Below are 19250 nucleotides of genomic sequence, written 5' to 3'. Positions count from 1 at the left end.
AATGATTTGATATATCATTCAGTTTTTTCCGGTTTTCTGCTCAATACTTCTTCCGGGAAAGGGAAAATAATGGTAGAATTCTTTTCTGCCGCAATATTAGATAACGTTTGATACAGTCTTAATTTTATGGCAGAAGGAGATTGATCGATTAATTTACCAGCTTCCAGTAGTTTGCCAGCTGCCTGTTCTTCTGCCAGTGCTAAAATGATTCGAGCCCTTCTGGAACGCTCTGCTTCCGCTTGATTGGCCATCATTCTACGCATATTTTCCGGCAACTGAATGTCTTTAATTTTTACATCAATAATTTCAATACCCCATTGCTTGGTTTCCTGTTCTACAATACTTTTGATGTTTTTCCCCATTTCTTCACGTTTAGATAAAATGGTATCTAGTTCCACTTTACCGCATACATCTCTTAATGCCGCTTGAGATAATTGTGTAATAGCAAATTTAAATTCTTCAACTTCTAATACTGCTTTTTCAGGGTCATTGATTTTAAAAAAAACTACTCCATCAATACTACAAGGCACATTGTCTTCTGTCATTACTTCCTGCGAGATTACATTAATCGTGATTACACGGATATCTACCACTTGGATCGTTTCTACAATAGGGATAATCCATCTAAAACCGGGTTGTAGGGTTTTAATATATTTTCCAAAACGGAATTTTAAGGCTCTTTTGTATTCAAAAACGATACGTATTCCAGCGAATAGGAAAACTACAAAGATGATACTGGCAACTGTTATTGGATTCATTTTGATTTGTGTTTTGTATTAAGTACTTAATAATTATAAAAAGCCTTAAAAAAAACCAAGGAAGGGGAAAGGGTATAACTTTTTTTGGCTTCAGAAAATGTAACATAAAAAGAAAGTAGAAAACTTCCATTTTTGTTTAAGGAGTTCCTTTTAAAGTTACGAAAATTGGGAAGGAGTTCAAAACATTTAACGATTCTTATTTGATGATGAAAAATAGTTCTTGAAGTAAGTTGGCAAATAACAGGTGTCAGTGATATAATAGAAGTATTTTTTATAATTGGATGTTAATTTTTGAAAATAAATCGCTTATCTATTGAAAAAATGAATGCAACTTTGACCTAAATAATAAGATATCGATTTGATTTTAAGTGTTTTTACTATTAAAACATCTTAAAATTTTCTTATGTTTTAAAATCTAGCTAAAAAAATGAGATAAAAACAACGCAAACGTTTGCGTTGTTGAAATTCGTATAAATCCTTGTAGGATCTTAGCTTTTGTGAGTTTTGTTTTTAGTTATTATTAAAGAATTAGTATTAAAATAGAATATTCAATATAGTTTAAGGCGTTTCTTTAATAAATCGATAAAATCATTCTTAATTTGGTAACATAATCATTAACCAAAAATTTAATATTATGAGAATGTTAGTCAAATCTTTTGGAGCTTTGCTATTAATTTATTTTACATCTGCCTGTGAAACGGAAGATGTCATCATCGAGGAATCCTCGAATGATATAGAAAGCATAGATGAAATAAGTGAAAAAGCTGGACCTTGGAATAGACAATTTACAGATAATTTTAATTCTGGAGGTAATTTGAATCAATGGCAAAAAACTAGTCGTAATGACTATAATTCTAATCTATGTAAGTATGAATCCTGGATTCCAAGGATAAGAACTTTGGATGGTAGATCTAGTTTGGAGTTACGTGCATTTAAATCAGGATCTCAGTATAAATCAGGACATGTAAAATCTTGGTTTGACTTTCATCCCGGAAGAAATGAAGAATATAGGCTAAGATCAAGAATTAAATTAATTGCTAAAGATGGTAACAATTACAAAGGATTTTCAGAAACATACGGGGCTTGGCCCGCGTTTTGGACAGTGAATGAAAATAATTGGCCTACCCGTGGCGAAAGTGATATTATGGAAGGATATTCTTTTGGGAATTCTGCAAGATTTGCCAGCAATCTGTTCTATGGAGTTAATTTTTTGCAAAATCAATTAGGCACAAGTGCTGAGAGAAGATATAATAATAATGAAGGCTGGCATACATATGAACAAAGATGGATCAATAGAAATGGATGGGTAACAGTTCAGATTTATGTAGATGGTAATCGTGTGGCGAACTATAACAATAATGTAAATGGTAATCTAAAACTTCAAAACTTTAAAGATCATCATATTATATTTAATTTAAATGTAGGATCCAATACTGGAATTTTTAATAATTCTAATATAAACCTTTTTTCAAATACTTATATGTATGTTGATTACGTGCGACTTGATAAGCGAAGTATTTAATAAAATAGTTTAATTTAATACTGTTAAAACTAAAATTAGCTGTCTCAGGATTATTCTGAGGCAGCTTTTTGATTATTTTATGATGTTAAAAAGAAATTCAAGAATAGAATAGTTTTGAAATTAAATAAGCATAAAGCAAAAAAGCCTAAAAAAATAATTACCACTTGGTTTTGAGTACTTCCACTGTTGTCAGAAATGTATACAATTACATTTATCTAGTTTTTTCTTACTCTCGGTTCTGACTGGCCCATACGCAAAGAGAGAGTTTTTGGTGTTACAATTTCTTAGGCTTTTTGTTTACTACATATATTGAATTTGGCTAACTCAAATAATTATTAAGAACATCAATATTGTTTGTCAAATATAAGATGAATCCTTATATCTATAAAGAGTTAAAGGACTGGTTTTTATAGGGGTTTGTTACCCTTTGTTTTATATTTATGTCTTTAATGCGTAGATTACTAAGTAACGTTGTAATCAAATAATAGATAGAAAACTGAATAGTAACGAATAGATTCTTCTACTTCACGTATCTTATTATTTTTATGTTATACTTTGGCTAGTAAAAGGTTTTAGAAATCACAATCGAACAGTAACAATGAATCACAAATTAATAATTGAAGGTTTGTCAAGAAATCAACAAGTTTTTGAACAGCTTTTTAGGGGAATCTCCAGAGAAGAATATATATGGAAAGATAAACCAAGTCGTTGGTGTTTATTAGAGATTATTTGTCATTTATATGATGAAGAGCGCGAGGATTTCAGAAAAAGAACAAAGCATATACTTAATGCACCCAATCAACAATTTGAGCCAATCGATCCTGAAGGTTGGGTTCTAAAAAGAGAATATATGAAACAAGAGTATGATGCTATGTTAAACCATTTTTTAGGGGAAAGAAAAGCGTCAATAAATTGGTTGCATTCTCTGGTAAGCCCAAAATGGGATACTATATCGATACATCCTGATTTCGGTGAGATGACTGCACAACAATTTCTTGCCAATTGGTTAGCTCATGATTATCTGCATTTTAAACAAATCACAAAACTAAAACTAGACTATTTAGAACACATATCTAAAGAGAGTTTCTCTTATGCAGGAGGTTGTTAGTTACCAGATTTAAAAGGATTTAGAAAAATACAACGCTAATCCGTCACCTGTAAATTGGGGTGCAAAAGCAACATCATCCATGCCCTTAAAAGGATTCCATGAAATAAGGTGTTCATAGTGGTATACTAATCTGGTAGTCAAAATTCCAATACCAGCGCCAACAAGCACATCTGATAAGTAATGTTTATTATTCATCATTCTTAGACTACCTGTAGTTACTGCAAAAAGATAGCCACTATATGCTAGTAAGGGACTAGTATCTATAAATTCTTCGTATAAAACAGCAGCAGAAACAAAAGCCATTGAAGTGTGTCCAGAAGGAAAAGAATTTAGTTTAGTTGGATCTCCTGGTCGTGCTTTACTTACTTGTTGTTTTAGAATGGATGTAGCAGCGCTTGTAACTAGAGATGATATGAATAGATTTTTGGTTTGATCAAACCAATGATTTCGGGATTCAACACCAAAAATATCAGCAGCATACATCTGAACAATGGGTGCGTATCTTGTGTAATCGTCCATACCAAAATAAAAATCTGAACCCATAGCACCTCTAATATCTTTCTGCAATGCTTTCTCAAAATCAGTGGTCGATAAAAGAATACCTGAAGCAATTAAAGTAATGGGTACTATCCTTTTTGTAAATAAACTCTTTTTGGGTTTCTTTCTTTCAGTCTTCTTAGATGTTTTGAATTGAACTTTGGTAAGAGGGGATTCTGTAAACTGGGCATTGGTAATATTGATACATAGGCATATCAATAGCAGGCTAATACTAATTCTCATAAGTTATTTTTTTGGGGCTATAGCAGATTTGGGATCTACTCGAAGGAAATATACTATTTAAATATTAAAAAAATGTTAAAAAACAATAAGTGTTATTAACGATTTTTAGAAATTATATCAAAAATAAAAAAACCTAATCGTTTTAAAACCAGTGTTTAATGAGTCTTTGGGGTTTTCTTTATAAAAAGTTAAGATGTTCATTTTTTTTCTAAATTAACATAAAAAAACAAATCAGAGATTACCCTAATACTTTTATAGGATTCCTTCAAAAAAGACTTATATTTGCACGCAATTAAATCTTAATTGCGATGACAGCACACGAATCCAAAATCGTTGGAGAAGGACTTACCTATGATGATGTACTTTTAGTACCAGCATTTTCCGAAATATTGCCACGAGAAGTAAGTATTAAAACAAAATTTACTAGAAATATTACGATTAACGTTCCTATCGTTTCAGCAGCGATGGATACCGTTACAGAAAGCCGTATGGCAATCGCCATGGCACAAGAAGGTGGTATCGGAGTGTTGCATAAAAATATGACCATTCAGGAGCAAGCATTAAAAGTGCGCAAAGTTAAAAGAGCGGAAAGCGGTATGATTATAGACCCGGTTACGTTGCCTCTAGATGCAAAAGTAATAGATGCTAAAAATAATATGCGTGAGCATAGTATTGGAGGGATTCCTATTGTTGATGATAACTATAAACTATTAGGTATCGTTACAAATCGTGATTTACGTTTTGAAAAAAATAACGAGAGACCTATATCCGAAGTAATGACCAGTGAAAATTTGGTTACCGTAGGGGAAGGAACTTCTTTACAGGAAGCTGAAGTTATACTGCAAGATAATAAGATAGAAAAGCTTCCAGTAGTAAATGATAAAAATAAACTGGTAGGTTTAATAACCTTTAGAGATATTACTAAACTTACATTGAAACCAAGTGCTAATAAAGACGTTTTAGGACGTTTACGTGTGGCTGCGGCTATTGGTGTTACAGGTGATGCAGTGGATCGAGCTGAGGCGCTAGTCAACGCAGGAGTAGATGCTGTAGTAATCGATACTGCTCATGGTCATACAAAAGGTGTGGTTACAGTTCTTAAAGAAGTAAAAAGTAAATTTCCTGATCTTGATGTTATAGTAGGTAATATAGCTACAGGAGAAGCCGCAAAATACTTGGTAGAAGCTGGTGCAGATGCTGTAAAAGTGGGTATTGGACCAGGTTCGATATGTACTACTAGAGTAGTAGCAGGAGTTGGGTTTCCTCAGTTTTCTGCAGTACTAGAAGTAGCAGCAGCGATCAAAGGATCAGGAGTTCCGGTTATTGCAGATGGTGGAATCAGATATACAGGGGATATACCAAAAGCCATTGCAGCAGGTGCTGATACGGTAATGTTGGGATCTTTGCTAGCGGGAACAAAAGAATCACCTGGAGAAACAATTATTTATGAAGGTAGAAAGTTTAAATCTTATCGCGGAATGGGATCTGTAGAAGCCATGAAGCAAGGATCAAAAGATCGTTACTTTCAAGATGTAGAAGATGATATTAAAAAATTGGTTCCAGAAGGAATTGTAGGCCGTGTTGCTTATAAAGGAGAACTTTATGAAAGTATACATCAGTTCGTTGGTGGATTACGTGCCGGGATGGGATACTGTGGATCAAAGGATATAATGACACTTCAGGAAACGGGACGCTTCGTGAAAATCACAGCTAGTGGTATTAATGAAAGCCATCCTCATGATGTTACTATCACCAAAGAATCACCTAATTATAGTAGGTAATTAGATCAATATACATTTGAAAATTTAATAAGAAGCAATACGAATATCGTATTGCTTTTTTTGTATGTTTACTTAGTCTTAAAATCAATTTAGTGAAAACGGTATATATTATTTTTTTACTTGGTTGCATATCTATGAGCTGTTCTAGGGATCATAATCTTTCTTTTAATAAAGAAAATGTTCAAGGAGAATGGTTAGTACAGGCAATCCATATGGATAAGAATTATTACAAACCAAATGCTTTTATTATGGAGTTTGATGGGGATAGTTTGTATTATAAAAATATGGATGAAGAAAAGTTTTTAGCAAAAAGAAAGTTGACTTTTTCTAAAGATTCTTTGAAAATAGATACAGTGCAGCTTCCTATAAATAAGTTTAAAGTTGTAGATAATAATTTACATTTTATAAGAAGCAGAGCTAGTAAGATAATTTCGACGGATAGTCTAGATGTAAAAGAAGTAAAAAGTATTTTGTTATCTAATCCGTGGAAAACAAATAAAGGTGTTTTTATATTCGAAAATGAGGGAGATAAGATGAGGTTTATCCCATCAGAAAAAGAAGTGTATAAAAAGTATTGTTATGAAATTCGCTCATATAAAGGTGCTGTTTTTTTACTTAAAAAAGGAAATCAAATAGCGTGTGACAGGGATTATCAATTTATAGAACAAATTATTTCAGTATCTGATAATAAGATGATAACGTTTGGATTTGAAAATGGAACTTTTAAAAGAATAATATATACAAATGCGGAAGTTTCAGAAACAGCAATAGCTACAAAATTTCAATTATGTGACTTATATTTAAATAAAAATAATCCAAGGGATCGCTATTATTATCATGGAACTGAATATAATGGGGGATTATATCACATTAGAAAAATTATAAATCAGAAATATAAAGTCCCTGAAAATTCTAAAGAATCAGGAATTTTTCAAGTACGATTCGTGGTAAATTGTGAAGGAAAAGCAGGATTTTTTGAACATCAAGCTTTTGATTATGATTATAAACTCAAGACATTTTCCTCGACAATCAGTGATCAAATTTTTGACATAACAAAAGGATTGCAAGATTGGATACCAGGAGTGCATCCAAAATCAAATCAGGTAATCGATACGTATATTTACTTAAGTTTTAGAATAAAAGATGGAAAAATTATTCGTATATATCCTTAGTGGCTTTCTATTTCTGATTTTGAATTCGTGTCAAGAGTTTAAAAACAATGATTTTGAAGATCTAACAGTAGCTGAAAAGGATTTGAAAACAAAAGAATTAGAGTATGAAAGAGGGTTTCATTACCAAGCGAGCTTCTTACGTCAAGCATATACAGATTCTTTGATTCTGTTGAATCCAAAAAATGCGGGTTACTATCAAGGTAAATCAATAGGACATAGTAAAATAGGTGATTATCATATTTCGTTTCCATTGTTGGAAAAAGCAATGGAACTTGATCCAAAAGAAACATTGTATTATACATCTTGGCTTATGACGGATTTGTATAAGGATTATGATCGCGCTATTGAATACCTTAATCAATATGATGATTATACACCAGGTAAAGTTGACTATGCTTGGGGTAATAACGTGAATTTTCTTAAAGGTGAAGTTTTGCAGGCTTTAGGAAGGCATGAGGAAGCAATTGTAGAATTTACAAAAGCTATAAATGAAGAAGGAATGGAATATATAGATCCTTCTGCATTCCCTTATCGAGGTATTAGCTATACAGCTCTAAAAGAGTATGATAAAGCAATTGCCGATTTTGATTTAGGAATTAAAGTATATGATAAATCCTCATTGTCATATTATTATAAAGGAATAACATTATTAGAAATTGGAAAAAAGCCTAAAGCTCTAGAATGTTTAGAAAAAGCTAAAGAACTAGTGTCTAAAGGGTATAAGAAATCTGATCCATATAAAGAAGTTTATAATGAGATTTATCTTATGCAGATAGAAGATAAACTTCAGGAAATACAATAAAAAAAAAACGCTTCAAAATCATTTTGAAGCGTTTTTTTTATTTCAGAATGTATGTTCTAAACTATTCTACAGGAATACCTAATTTAATCATTACTGTTTTTGTAAGATCAAATTTTGGATCTATAAAAGCTAATCCACTAGTAGTAATTGTTAAGACTTGTGTATATCCTTCAGCTTTAGCAACCTCTTCAAGTGCTTTACCTATTTTGGTATACAACGGTTGTAGTAATTTGTTCTGTTCTAATTGAACCAATTGAGAACCATTTTGACGAAATTTAGCAATATCGTTTTCTAATGCTATAATTTCTTCCTGTTTTGTTTTTTTCATAGGCTCAGTCATTGTAGCCACACCTTCTTGATATGCTTTTACTTTTGCCTGATAATCATCTACTTTTACTTTTAAGTCAGCTTCTAGCTTAGTATTATAAGCTTTTAAGTCTGTTTGTACTTTAGTAAGTTCTGGCATCTTAGAAAGAATAAAATCGCTATCGATTGTTCCTACCTTCGATTGTTGGGCGATTGCCTGTGTGCTAATAATCAATAATAAAATTGGAAATAGTATATTTTTCATGATAATTTTTTTAATTCTTATTTTTAAAATATTTGCAAATATAAAAGGTCTATGACAATATACGTGCCAAGACAAATATTTTTTGAAAATCTATTCTTCATACAGCTGACCACGATGTGGTTTTAAGGCATCTCTAACTTTTTTCATTTCTGAATCTGATACAACCATATAAGCAATACTATGCATATCATTAATATCCTGTTGCCCAGTTATATTAATGGATAATTTTTCTGAGATAATGTATTCATTAAGGTGAATTATATGGTGTTCTGCTGTTTTATTTGCTACAGGGCCTCTAAAATCCCAAATAAGCTTTAGTTTTCTTTCCAAAGTTTAGTGCTAATGTTTATTATTAATATTAATAAATCTTTTAATATTTTCTCTTCTTTTTTTTGCTAAGATATTCTATTTAGATAAAATGTTTTATCAGTATTCTTTATTTTCATCACTTTGAAATACTGCAATTAATTGATTTAGAGAGAAAACAATTTCAATTTTGTTACTATACCCTATTAAAAATTTATTTGTCAATAATAGTGATGCAGAATTAGAGGATAAATACATCATTAAAGTTTTCAAGGTATTTAATACTATATTGCCAAAATGATTCGTTACAAGAAAGAGCTTGTAAAACGCATTAATATTATTATTTTTGTCCGATTGGGGACTTTATTAAAAAGAACTATGCACAAAAAATCTATTCTATTTTTTTTAGGAGTAATCTTTTGCTCTTTGGTATCTGGTCAGGAAAAGGATCCGGTACTGCTTATGGTTAATAATTCACCGGTATATACATCTGAGTTTAAGAGAGTATATCTTAAGAATATTGATCTTGTTAAGGATGAATCTCAAAAAGATATCGACGAATATTTAGAGCTTTTTATTAATTATAAATTAAAATTAGAAGAAGCCAAAGAACAAGGATTAAATAAAAAAGAATCATACCTAAAGGAACTCGCTGGATATAAAAAACAACTTTCATCAGGATATCTTACCGATACCGAAGCCTCAGATGCATTGGTGAAAGAAGCTTATGATCGACTTCAAGAAAGAGTACATGCGAGTCATATTTTGATTACTGTGAAGGCAGGAGCGTCTCCCAAAGATACATTGGCAGCGTACGAGAAGATTACTGAAGCAAGAAACAAAATTATAGGCGGAGCTGATTTTAAAGAAACAGCTGTTCAATATAGTCAAGATCCTTCTGTAAAGAAAAATGGAGGTGATTTAGGTTGGTTTTCAGCTTTTAGAATGGTATATCCTTTTGAACAAGCAGCATTTACAACTGCAGTGGGAGAAGTATCAAAACCGTTCAAAACTCGTTTTGGTTACCATATAGTAAAAGTTAATAATAAAGAAAAATCATTAGGAGAAGTAACCGTAGCTCATATTATGGTTGCCTTTGATAAAGAAAAAACTGAAGAACAAGCCGAAGAAAGAATCCGTGAGATTCGTTCACAATTAAAACAGGATGCTTCTTTTGAGTCTTTAGCAAAACAATATAGTGATGATCGTAATACTGCTGTTAATGGCGGTAAAATAAATAAGTTTGGACAAGGAGCATTAAATTCTGAAAATTTTGAGAAGGCAGCTTTCGCTTTAGAATCTCCGGGAGAACTATCAGAACCTGTTAAAACCAAGTATGGATGGCATATCATAAAATTGCTGGAAAAGCATCCTCCTAAAACCTTTAATGAATCAAAAGGAGAACTAACCCAAAGAATTAAAAAGGATAGTAGATCAAAACTAATTACTAAATCGTTTATGAACTCTCTTAAGGAAAAATATGCTTTAAAGAGAAATGAAGAAGCGATAGCATATTTTAAGAAGATTGTGCCGGTAACTATATCTAAAGAAAAATGGGAGGTTCCAAATGATGATGATAATTTAAAGAAATCTATTTTTTCTATAGGAAACGAAAACTTTTCCTATATGGATTTTGCTACGTTTGTGCAACAAAGAGGTACTGGTAAAACGAACATTTCGGATGTATCAGTATTTGTAGAAACTATGTATAATGATTATGAATCTTCAATACTACTTGAGTATTATGAGGAGCATTTAGAGGAAGATAATCAAGATTTTGCTAATGTGATTTCGGAGTATAGAGATGGATTGTTGTTGTTTGATCTTATGGAATCCAAAATATGGAACGCAGCAAAAAATGATTCTGTCGGGCTCAGAAAGTTCTATGAATCCAGAAAAGAACAATACCTTCAACAGAAAAGTTATAAGGTTGTAAAAGCCTCCTCTTCTAAGCAAGAATTGATAGATAAAGTACAGGTTCTCATAGAAAAAGGAAATGCTATTGATGAAATTAAAAAAGAGGTAAATACTTCTGATACGGATATGGTGCTTTTTTCAGAAGAAAAATTAACTAAGGGCGAGAATAATGTAACGGATAAATTTTCTGGTAAAAAAGATCAGATAGTTATTGTTAATGAAAATAATTATATAACCTTAATAAAGGTGCTAGAAGTGATGCCGGCGAGAGTCAAAACTTTTGAAGAAACAAAGGGTAAAGTTATTAATGATTTTCAAGAAGATCTTGAAGAAAAATGGTTAAGTGAACTTAGAAAAAAATACGCTGTTGAATTAAATCAAAAGACCTTAAAAAAAATTAAAAAAGAATTATCCATATAAATGCGATATATTTCAATCATAGTACTATTTCTTTTGTTTGTTTCATGCGGAAATGTGAATCGACAAGGGAATAGAGAAGTTGTAGCAAGGGTTAACGAAACGTATCTCTATAAAGATGATATTAAAGACCTTGTTCCTAAAGATACTGCCAAAGAAGATAGTCTTAATATCATAAATAACTATATTAATATTTGGGCTACAAGGCAGTTGTTTATTGATCAATCTAAACGAAACTTAACAGAAGTTGAGCTTCAGGGTTTTGATAATCTTGTTGAAGATTATAAAAGTACTTTATATATTAATGCTTATAAAGATGCTGTAATCAATAAATCGATCAATATGGAGATTACTGATGATGATCTGACCTCTTATTATTCGGAAAATTTAGAAAATTTTATTCTTAATGAAGAGTTAGTAAAGCTACGTTACTTACATTTGCCACCTGATTATAATAATATTGTTGCAACGCAAACACGTTTTAATCGTTTTAATGAAGAGGATGAAGAAGATTTACGAAGTAAAAAATTAGAATTCGCCACATTTTCTTTTGCTGATTCGATTTGGGTTCAATATGATCAGGTATTAAATAAAATACCAATTCTTAAGAACCAAGATAGAAATAAGGTGCTTAAAGATGGTAAATATGTGCAATTGCGTGATTCTTTGGGAGTGTATATGATTAAAATCAAAGAAGTGCTTAAGAAAAATGAAACAGCACCTTTGACATACATCAAGCCAACGATACGACAGATTATATTAAATAAGAGGAAACGAGAGCTGATAAAAAAATTAGAAAAGGATATTACGAAAGATGCTATTAAAAACAAACAATTTGAAATCTATAATTAAGAACGCTACTTGGCTTGCTGTGTTAATGCTGTTTTGTGCAGGTACTCAGGTGTATGCTCAGGAAATCATAGAAGATGTAAAGAAGAAGACCGAAAAGAAAGAAGATTCTGTAAAGCCATTTGAAAGAATTAAGATAGACGGAGTTGCTGCGGTTATAGGAGAGTATGTAATTTTGGAGAGTGATATCACAATTGCATATCAACAATTGATTAGCGAAGGAGTTTCTGCGGAAGATGTTGGTCGTTGTGAATTAGCAGGAAGCTTGTTCGAGAATAAGTTATATGCACATCATGCAGTTCAGGATAGTGTTATTGTAACGGATGCAGAGGTTAATTCTATGGTTGATCAGCAATTAAGTTATATGACTAGAGAGCTCGGAACCTTGGATAAGGTATTGAAATTTTATAGAAAAGATAGCGAAGAAGATTTTAGAAAAGAACTTTTCGAAATCAATAAAGGAAATAGACTGGCCGAGCAAATGCGCTCCAAAATAGTAGAAGATGTAGAGATTACTCCAGAAGAGGTAAGAGAGTTTTTTGATGAGATTCCCGAAGATGAGAGACCTCTTTTTGGTACCGAATTAGAACTTGCTCAGATAGTAATTGAGCCAAAAATACCAGATGAAGAAGAGCAAAAAGTAATAGATAGATTAAAACAGTTTAGAATTGATATCCTTGAGAATGGAAGTAGTTTTGCAACAAAAGCAGTGCTGTATTCTCAGGATCCGGGATCCAAATCAAAAGGAGGTAAGTATACGCTTAATCGTCAGACACCATTCGCAAAAGAATTTAAAGATGTAGCATTTAGTTTACAAGAAGGAGAGGTTAGTGAACCTTTTTTAACTGATTTTGGATGGCATATCATACAGCTAGATAAAATTAGAGGAGAAGAAATTGATGTAAGACATATTCTATTAATTCCTGATGTTACCAGAGAAAGTGTAGAAGTAGCACAAAAACTTGTGGATTCAGTTCGTACCGCAGTTGTATCCGGAACTATCGACTTTAAGGAGGCAGCAAGAAAATTTAGTAACGAAAAAGAAACAAAAGAAGATGGAGGTCAATTGTTAAATCCTACAACAGGAGATACACGTTTTGAACTTACCAAAATTGACCCTATATTGTACGATCAAGTATCAAAATTGAAAACTAATGAAGTTTCATTAGTGATTCCTGATCAAGATCGTCAAGGCCGTAAAAAATTTAAATTAATAACGGTATTGAATCGTTTTGATGAACACATTGCAGATTATTCTAAAGACTATTTGAAAATACAAGAACTAGCACTTAGAAAAAAGCAAATTGAAGCAATTCGTAAATGGCAGGAAGAAAAAATTAGTGATACATATATAAAAATTAATGGTGAGTACAGAGACTGTGAGTTTAGCGGTAACTGGTTAAAAAAAGAAAAATAATATGTCTGACGTTGCAGCAGTAGAAAAACTGGTAAGCAAACATACCGAACTCAAAAAAGAAATTGCTAAAATAATTATAGGCCAAGAAGAAGTAATTGATCAGATACTTATTTCAATATTTTCCGGAGGTCACGCCTTATTAATAGGAGTTCCGGGACTGGCTAAAACCTTAATGGTAAACACAATATCTAAGGCATTAGGGCTGGATTTTAAAAGAATTCAGTTTACACCAGATTTAATGCCAAGTGATATATTAGGAAGTGAAATCTTAGATGAGTCTAGGCATTTTAAATTTATAAAAGGGCCTATTTTTTCTAATATCATTTTAGCAGATGAGATTAACAGAACTCCACCTAAAACACAAGCTGCATTATTAGAAGCAATGCAAGAAAGGTCAGTAACGGTAGCTGGACATAATTATAGTCTAGATTTACCTTATTTCGTACTAGCAACACAAAACCCAATAGAGCAAGAAGGAACGTATCCTTTACCAGAAGCTCAATTAGATAGGTTTATGTTTGCAATAGAATTAAAGTACCCTAGTTTTGAAGAAGAAGTAGAAGTTGTAAAAAGAACTACTGGAGATACTTCTGCAACCATTAATCCTTTATTTACTGCACAAGAAATTATTGATTTTCAACATTTAGTTCGCCGTATTCCAGTTGCAGATAATGTAGTGGAATATGCAGTAGCAATGGTTTCCAAAACTAGACCGAATGGAGAATCAGCTACAGATTTAGTTAAGAATTATATCGATTGGGGAGCAGGACCAAGAGCTTCTCAGAACCTTATTTTGGCCGCAAAAGCAAATGCAGCCATTAAAGGAAAATTTTCTCCAGATATAGAAGATGTGCAAGCAGTTGCAATGGGTATCCTACGTCATCGGATGATTAAAAACTACAAGGCAGAAGCAGAAGGTGTTAGCATCGAAGATGTTATTCAAAGCTTATTTTAAAGGCGATTTTAATGAAAATAAGTGAAGAATGTATAAAATTATTTTTTTGTCATTGTTCTTCTCTATTAATGTAGTTGCTCAGCAAGGTTTTAATAATACTGAATGTACATTATATGGAGATGTTATTTCTAGGAATTCTGCATATAAACATATTCGTGAAGGTCAACCTACATTATTGATAACCGGAGTACCAACACAGAAGAGAGCCGTTTATATTGCGAAAACTTATCAGGATTTTTCAAATAAATTAGATAACAGTTCAATAGATAGTATCTTATCCAATGAACTAAAACAAAATTTTATAATTCCTCTCAGTACAACAGAAAAAAAATATCATTTTAGATTTAAAGAAATTGAGGGATGTTTTCTTCCAAAATGCATTATTAGTGATAGTATAAAAAGCTATAATAATGTAATGAAAGATTTTTTAACTAGGAAGTATGGAAATTCTTGGAAGAGAAATGAATTTAATTTTAAATTTTAGGAATATTACGGATATTCTTTTTTTTATTATAAATAAAAGCCCATTTGAGTAGGAAATGGGCTTTGTGCAATTACAAACAATTGAATTTTTTGGTAATGAATACTTGGGGAAAATCATTGCCAGATATCTTCAATTTGAATGCGCGAAAATAATAGAATAAGGGGAAATAACCCCATTTTTAACGTTTCTTTAATTCTCTTTTAAGGGTTTGTAAAGAAATCAAGTGGTCTGAGTTAAAATCTTTTAACTTCTAATGATGTAATACAAATTGATTACGAATATTGTCATCAGGTTATATACATAGATCTTCTAAAGTTTTTTGTTATTTTTTATGTCTTTATTAAACCTTTTCCATTCCTACCAGTCTTAGTATTGAACGTTCATTAGAAGCAAAGTTTAATAATAAAAAAAGAATAGATAGATGAAAAATGTTTTAACCTACACAATGATCTTGTTTTTAGGAGTTCTGACAATGTCGGCACAATCCGAAGAGGCAGTGGATCGAAAAGAAGATCGCAAGCAAAAAAGAGAATTAAGAAAAGAGTTTAATGAAAGCTTGTCTGAAGACCAAAAAACTCAATTAGAACATCAAAGAGAGTTACACGCTACGCACAAAAAAACGCTGCATGCAACTTATACAGAAGAACAGTTGGCGATTGTGAAAAATGAAGACCTTTCTAGGAGAGGAAAGCATAAAGCGCTAAAGCCTACCCTAAGTGATGATCAAAAAGCAATGAAAAATTCACAGAAAGAGGAAATGAAGACGGAGAAAGATAAATTTAAAGCATCTCTCAATGATGAACAATTAAAACAATACGAGGAGATAAAGAAGAAAAGAGGAAGAAAAGGAAAGAAAGGTCGTCGTTCTCATAAAGGAGAAAAAAGAGAGAACTAATTTTAGTTTACGTTATTTTAGAAAGTGAAGTTTTATCAACTTCACTTTTTTTTATGCTTTGAAGCTAAAAATGTTTGTTTTTAATTCAATAAATTAAATAATTAACTATAACGTTTTCGTAGTTTTTGAATAAAGCAATTAAAATATTAGATATTTTTTTATGCGATTACTATTTTAATGGCCTTATAATTGATGATTTCCATAAATAAATATGATATTTTTTTCAAAAACGCAAAAAAGCTTTATTGAAGCTATTCGTTTAATAAAATTCTGTAAAAGTCGTATTTTTGTCGGACTTTTTATTACCTAAAATACAATGATATTCGATTCGATATCGATACAATAAAAAAGGTTTGTGCTCAAGTTTCCGAGAGAGCTGATATAGCTTTTAAGGTAACCGAAAAATCTTTAATATTAGCAGAGGAAATTTTGCATCGGATCATATTGCTTGCCAAGATGCCACAGAGCAAATGGCATTATTATAATTTATACAAGCAGGAAAGATAAATTTATAAACCAACTATAATTTTATAGAGCTGCATTTAACATTGAAAAGAATTCTATTAATATGAACACTTACAAGGATTACATTGAGGAAATCGAAGAACGAAAAGGTCAAGGATTACACCCTAAACCTATTGATGGTGCTGAATTATTAAGCGAAATTATTTCGCAAATCAAAGATAAAGACAACGCACATCGTGACGATTCTCTTAACTTTTTCATCTATAATGTTTTACCTGGGACTACAAGTGCTGCAGGTGTGAAAGCGAAGTTTTTAAAAGAAATTATTTTAGGTCAAGAAGTAGTAAAAGAAATTACTCCCGCTTTTGCTTTTGAACAATTATCTCATATGAAGGGTGGACCTTCTGTTGAGGTGTTATTAGATTTGTCTTTAGGTGACGATGTAGCTATAGCCGCTGAAGCTGTTAAAGTGCTAAAGACTCAAGTATTCTTGTACGAAGCAGATATGGAGCGTTTAGAGAATGCTTTTATAGCTGGTAGTGCTATTGCTAAAGAGCTTTTGGAAAGTTACGCCCAAGCAGAATTCTTTACTAAATTACCTGAGATTGAAGAAGAAATAGAGATTGTTACCTACATCGCAGGAGTTGGTGATATTTCTACAGATTTATTATCTCCAGGAGCAGATGCGCATTCAAGATCGGATCGTGAATTGCATGGTCAGTGTATGTTTGAGCATAATAAAGACATGCAAAACGAATTGTTGGCCCTAAAAGAGCAACACCCTGATAAGCGTGTGATGTTAATCGCGGAAAAAGGAACAATGGGAGTTGGTTCTTCAAGGATGTCTGGTGTAAATAACGTTGCATTATGGACAGGTGTTCCTTTTAGCAAATATGTTCCATTTATTAATTTTGCACCAGTAATCGCTGGTACAAACGGTATTGCACCAATTTTTTTAACAACTGTTGGTGTAACTGGTGGTATTGGTATTGATTTAAAAAACTGGGTAAAGCAAAAAGATGCTGAAGGTAATACAGTTGTTGACGAAGACGGAGAAGCAGTATTAAAACAAACGTATTCTGTTGATACAGGTACAGTACTTACCATAAATACTAAGACAAAGAAATTATATAAAGGAGATAAAGAATTAAAAGATATCTCGACTGCATTAACTCCTCAAAAAATGGAGTTTATTAAAGCAGGAGGTTCTTATGCTGTTGTTTTCGGTAAGAAGTTGCAAACTTTTGCTGCTAAAACTTTAGGAATTGATGTTCCTCAAGTATATGCTCCATCAAAAGAAATTTCTATTGAAGGACAAGGGTTAACAGCCGTTGAAAAAATATTCAATAAAAATGCAGTAGGAACGACTCCAGGTAAAACATTACACGCAGGTTCTAATGTTAGAGTTGAAGTTAATATTGTAGGTTCTCAAGATACTACAGGTTTGATGACTTCTCAAGAATTAGAGATGATGGCTGCTACGGTTATTTCTCCAATTGTTGATACAGGTTACCAATCAGGATGTCATACTGCTTCTGTTTGGGATGATAAGTCTAAAGCTAACATTCCAAGATTAATGAAGTTTATGAATGACTTCGGATTAGTTACTGCACGTCACCCTGAAGGGAAATATCATGCAATGACAGATGTAATTCATAAAGTATTAAATGATATTGCAGTTGATGATTGGGATGTAATCATAGGTGGAGATTCACATACACGTATGGCAAAAGGTGTTGCCTTTGGAGCGGATTCAGGAACAGTTGCTTTAGCATTAGCAACAGGAGAGGCTACTATGCCAATTCCAGAGTCCGTAAAGGTTACTTTTAAAGGAGAAATGAAATCTTACATGGATTTCCGTGATGTTGTTCACGCTACTCAAGAGCAGATGTTAAATCAGTTTGAAGGTGAAAATGTTTTCCAAGGAAAAATTATAGAAGTACATATTGGTACATTAACATCTGATCAAGCATTTACATTTACAGATTGGACTGCCGAAATGAAAGCAAAAGCATCTATCTGTATTTCTGAAGATGATACGTTAATCGAGTCATTAGAAATCTCTAGAGATCGTATTCAAATTATGATTGATAAGGGTATGGATAATCCGAAGCAGGATCTTAAAGGGTTAGTTGATAAAGCTAATAACCGTATCACTGAAATTAAAACAGGAACTAAATCAGCGTTAAAACCAGATGCAGATGCTAAATATTATGCTGAAGTTGTTATTGATCTAGATAAGATTGTAGAACCAATGATAGCTGATCCAGATGTAAATAATGAAGATGTTTCTAAGCGTTATACACACGATAATATTCAACCATTATCTTTTTATGGAGGAACAAAGAAGGTTGATTTAGGTTTCATAGGATCTTGTATGATCCATAAAGGAGATATGAAAATTTTAGCTCAAATGTTAAAGAATATTGAAGCTCAACAGGGTGAAGTTAAGTTTAATGCTCCTTTAGTTGTAGCGCCTCCTACCTATAATATCGTGGATGAGTTAAAATCGGAAGGAGATTGGGAAGTATTGCAAAAATATTCTGGTTTTGAATTTGATGATAATGCACCTAAAGGTTTAGCACGTACGAAGTATGAGAATATGTTATACTTAGAACGTCCCGGATGTAATTTATGTATGGGTAACCAAGAAAAAGCTGCGCCAGGAGATACGGTGATGGCTACTTCTACACGTTTATTCCAAGGAAGAGTTGTTAGAGATTCTGGTGAGAAAAAAGGAGAATCTTTATTGTCTTCTACACCAGTAGTAGTTTTGTCTACAATTTTAGGTAGAACACCAACCATGGAAGAATATGAAGCTGCAGTTGATGGTATTGTATTGACGAAGTTTAAACCATCTCAAAAACAATTAGTTATGTAATTAAAGATGTTTGTATAAGCTTAAAAGCCTTAGTACAATTAGTACTAAGGCTTTTTTTATGGCTCTAATAATAGATGTTTTAGGTTTAATTAATCAAATTTAGAATGGATTACTTTCGTTTCGTAGTAAGAGTAAGATCTTTAGTTTTGTAAACTATTTATTTTTATATC

General features: G+C 32.0%; 16 protein-coding genes. 12 read left to right on the top strand and 4 right to left on the bottom strand.

From position 1 onward, the window contains the following. Positions 1–14: 14 nt before the first annotated feature. The gene (locus Q0975_RS13690; RefSeq protein WP_299437561.1) at positions 15–758 is read right to left on the bottom strand and encodes a slipin family protein; all 744 of its coding nucleotides are present in this window, start codon (positions 756–758) and stop codon (positions 15–17) included. A gap of 634 nt (positions 759–1392) precedes the next feature. Here Q0975_RS13690 and Q0975_RS13685 point away from each other — a divergent pair. Then, on the top strand, positions 1393–2280 hold the full coding sequence (locus Q0975_RS13685; protein ID WP_299437559.1) for a glycoside hydrolase: 888 nt from the start codon (positions 1393–1395) through the stop codon (positions 2278–2280). A 598-nt stretch (positions 2281–2878) separates the two neighbouring features. Beyond that, positions 2879–3388 carry a DinB family protein gene (locus Q0975_RS13680; protein WP_299437557.1) on the top strand — a complete coding sequence of 170 codons (510 nt, stop codon included), beginning with the start codon at positions 2879–2881 and terminating at the stop codon, positions 3386–3388. Between the two features lie 9 nt (positions 3389–3397). Here Q0975_RS13680 and Q0975_RS13675 read toward each other — a convergent pair whose 3' ends face one another. Continuing rightward, positions 3398–4168, bottom strand: coding sequence for a phosphatase PAP2 family protein (locus tag Q0975_RS13675; protein ID WP_299437555.1), 771 nt, complete (start codon positions 4166–4168; stop codon positions 3398–3400). 308 nt (positions 4169–4476) lie between these two features. On the opposite strand from Q0975_RS13675, the gene guaB reads away from it, so the two are divergent. The 3 genes from guaB to Q0975_RS13660 all read left to right on the top strand — a co-directional run bounded on the left by guaB (position 4477) and on the right by Q0975_RS13660 (position 7923). Further along, a complete protein-coding gene (gene guaB, locus Q0975_RS13670) occupies positions 4477–5949 on the top strand; it encodes an IMP dehydrogenase (RefSeq protein ID WP_299437553.1) in 1473 nt (490 codons plus the stop codon). A 92-nt stretch (positions 5950–6041) separates the two neighbouring features. Beyond that, on the top strand, positions 6042–7121 hold the full coding sequence (locus tag Q0975_RS13665; RefSeq protein ID WP_299437551.1) for a hypothetical protein: 1080 nt from the start codon (positions 6042–6044) through the stop codon (positions 7119–7121). Then, the gene (locus Q0975_RS13660; RefSeq protein ID WP_299437549.1) at positions 7093–7923 is read left to right on the top strand and encodes a hypothetical protein; all 831 of its coding nucleotides are present in this window, start codon (positions 7093–7095) and stop codon (positions 7921–7923) included. The genes Q0975_RS13665 and Q0975_RS13660 overlap by 29 nt, the downstream gene beginning before the upstream one ends. 61 nt (positions 7924–7984) lie before the next feature. Here Q0975_RS13660 and Q0975_RS13655 read toward each other — a convergent pair whose 3' ends face one another. Further along, positions 7985–8494, bottom strand: coding sequence for an OmpH family outer membrane protein (locus Q0975_RS13655; protein WP_299437547.1), 510 nt, complete (start codon positions 8492–8494; stop codon positions 7985–7987). A 90-nt stretch (positions 8495–8584) separates the two neighbouring features. Then, entirely contained in the window at positions 8585–8824 is a 240-nt protein-coding gene (locus Q0975_RS13650) for a hypothetical protein (protein WP_299437545.1), read from the bottom strand. Positions 8825–9178: 354 nt separating this feature from the next. Between Q0975_RS13650 and Q0975_RS13645 the strand changes: the two genes are divergently transcribed. The 7 genes from Q0975_RS13645 to Q0975_RS13615 all read left to right on the top strand — a co-directional run bounded on the left by Q0975_RS13645 (position 9179) and on the right by Q0975_RS13615 (position 19080). Next, complete coding sequence (locus tag Q0975_RS13645) at positions 9179–11137, top strand: peptidylprolyl isomerase (protein ID WP_299437543.1); 1959 nt, start codon at positions 9179–9181, stop codon at positions 11135–11137. After that, positions 11138–11986, top strand: coding sequence for a peptidyl-prolyl cis-trans isomerase (locus tag Q0975_RS13640; protein ID WP_299437541.1), 849 nt, complete (start codon positions 11138–11140; stop codon positions 11984–11986). Next, complete coding sequence (locus Q0975_RS13635) at positions 11970–13400, top strand: peptidylprolyl isomerase (protein WP_366888785.1); 1431 nt, start codon at positions 11970–11972, stop codon at positions 13398–13400. Before Q0975_RS13640 ends, Q0975_RS13635 begins: the two co-directional genes overlap by 17 nt. A gap of 1 nt (position 13401) precedes the next feature. Beyond that, on the top strand, positions 13402–14355 hold the full coding sequence (locus Q0975_RS13630) for a MoxR family ATPase (RefSeq protein WP_299437537.1): 954 nt from the start codon (positions 13402–13404) through the stop codon (positions 14353–14355). Between the two features lie 28 nt (positions 14356–14383). Further along, the gene (locus tag Q0975_RS13625) at positions 14384–14839 is read left to right on the top strand and encodes a hypothetical protein (RefSeq protein WP_299437535.1); all 456 of its coding nucleotides are present in this window, start codon (positions 14384–14386) and stop codon (positions 14837–14839) included. A 421-nt stretch (positions 14840–15260) separates the two neighbouring features. Then, positions 15261–15734 carry a hypothetical protein gene (locus tag Q0975_RS13620; RefSeq protein ID WP_299437533.1) on the top strand — a complete coding sequence of 158 codons (474 nt, stop codon included), beginning with the start codon at positions 15261–15263 and terminating at the stop codon, positions 15732–15734. A 568-nt stretch (positions 15735–16302) separates the two neighbouring features. Next, positions 16303–19080 (top strand): bifunctional aconitate hydratase 2/2-methylisocitrate dehydratase, encoded by a 2778-nt coding sequence (locus Q0975_RS13615; RefSeq protein ID WP_299437531.1) that lies wholly within the window; start codon positions 16303–16305, stop codon positions 19078–19080. Positions 19081–19250 lie beyond the last annotated feature (170 nt).

This window comes from uncultured Aquimarina sp. (assembly GCF_947500065.1).
Taxonomy (GTDB): domain Bacteria; phylum Bacteroidota; class Bacteroidia; order Flavobacteriales; family Flavobacteriaceae; genus Aquimarina.
Note: the sequence above shows the minus strand (reverse complement) of the source record. Positions and strands in the feature narration are given on the sequence as shown.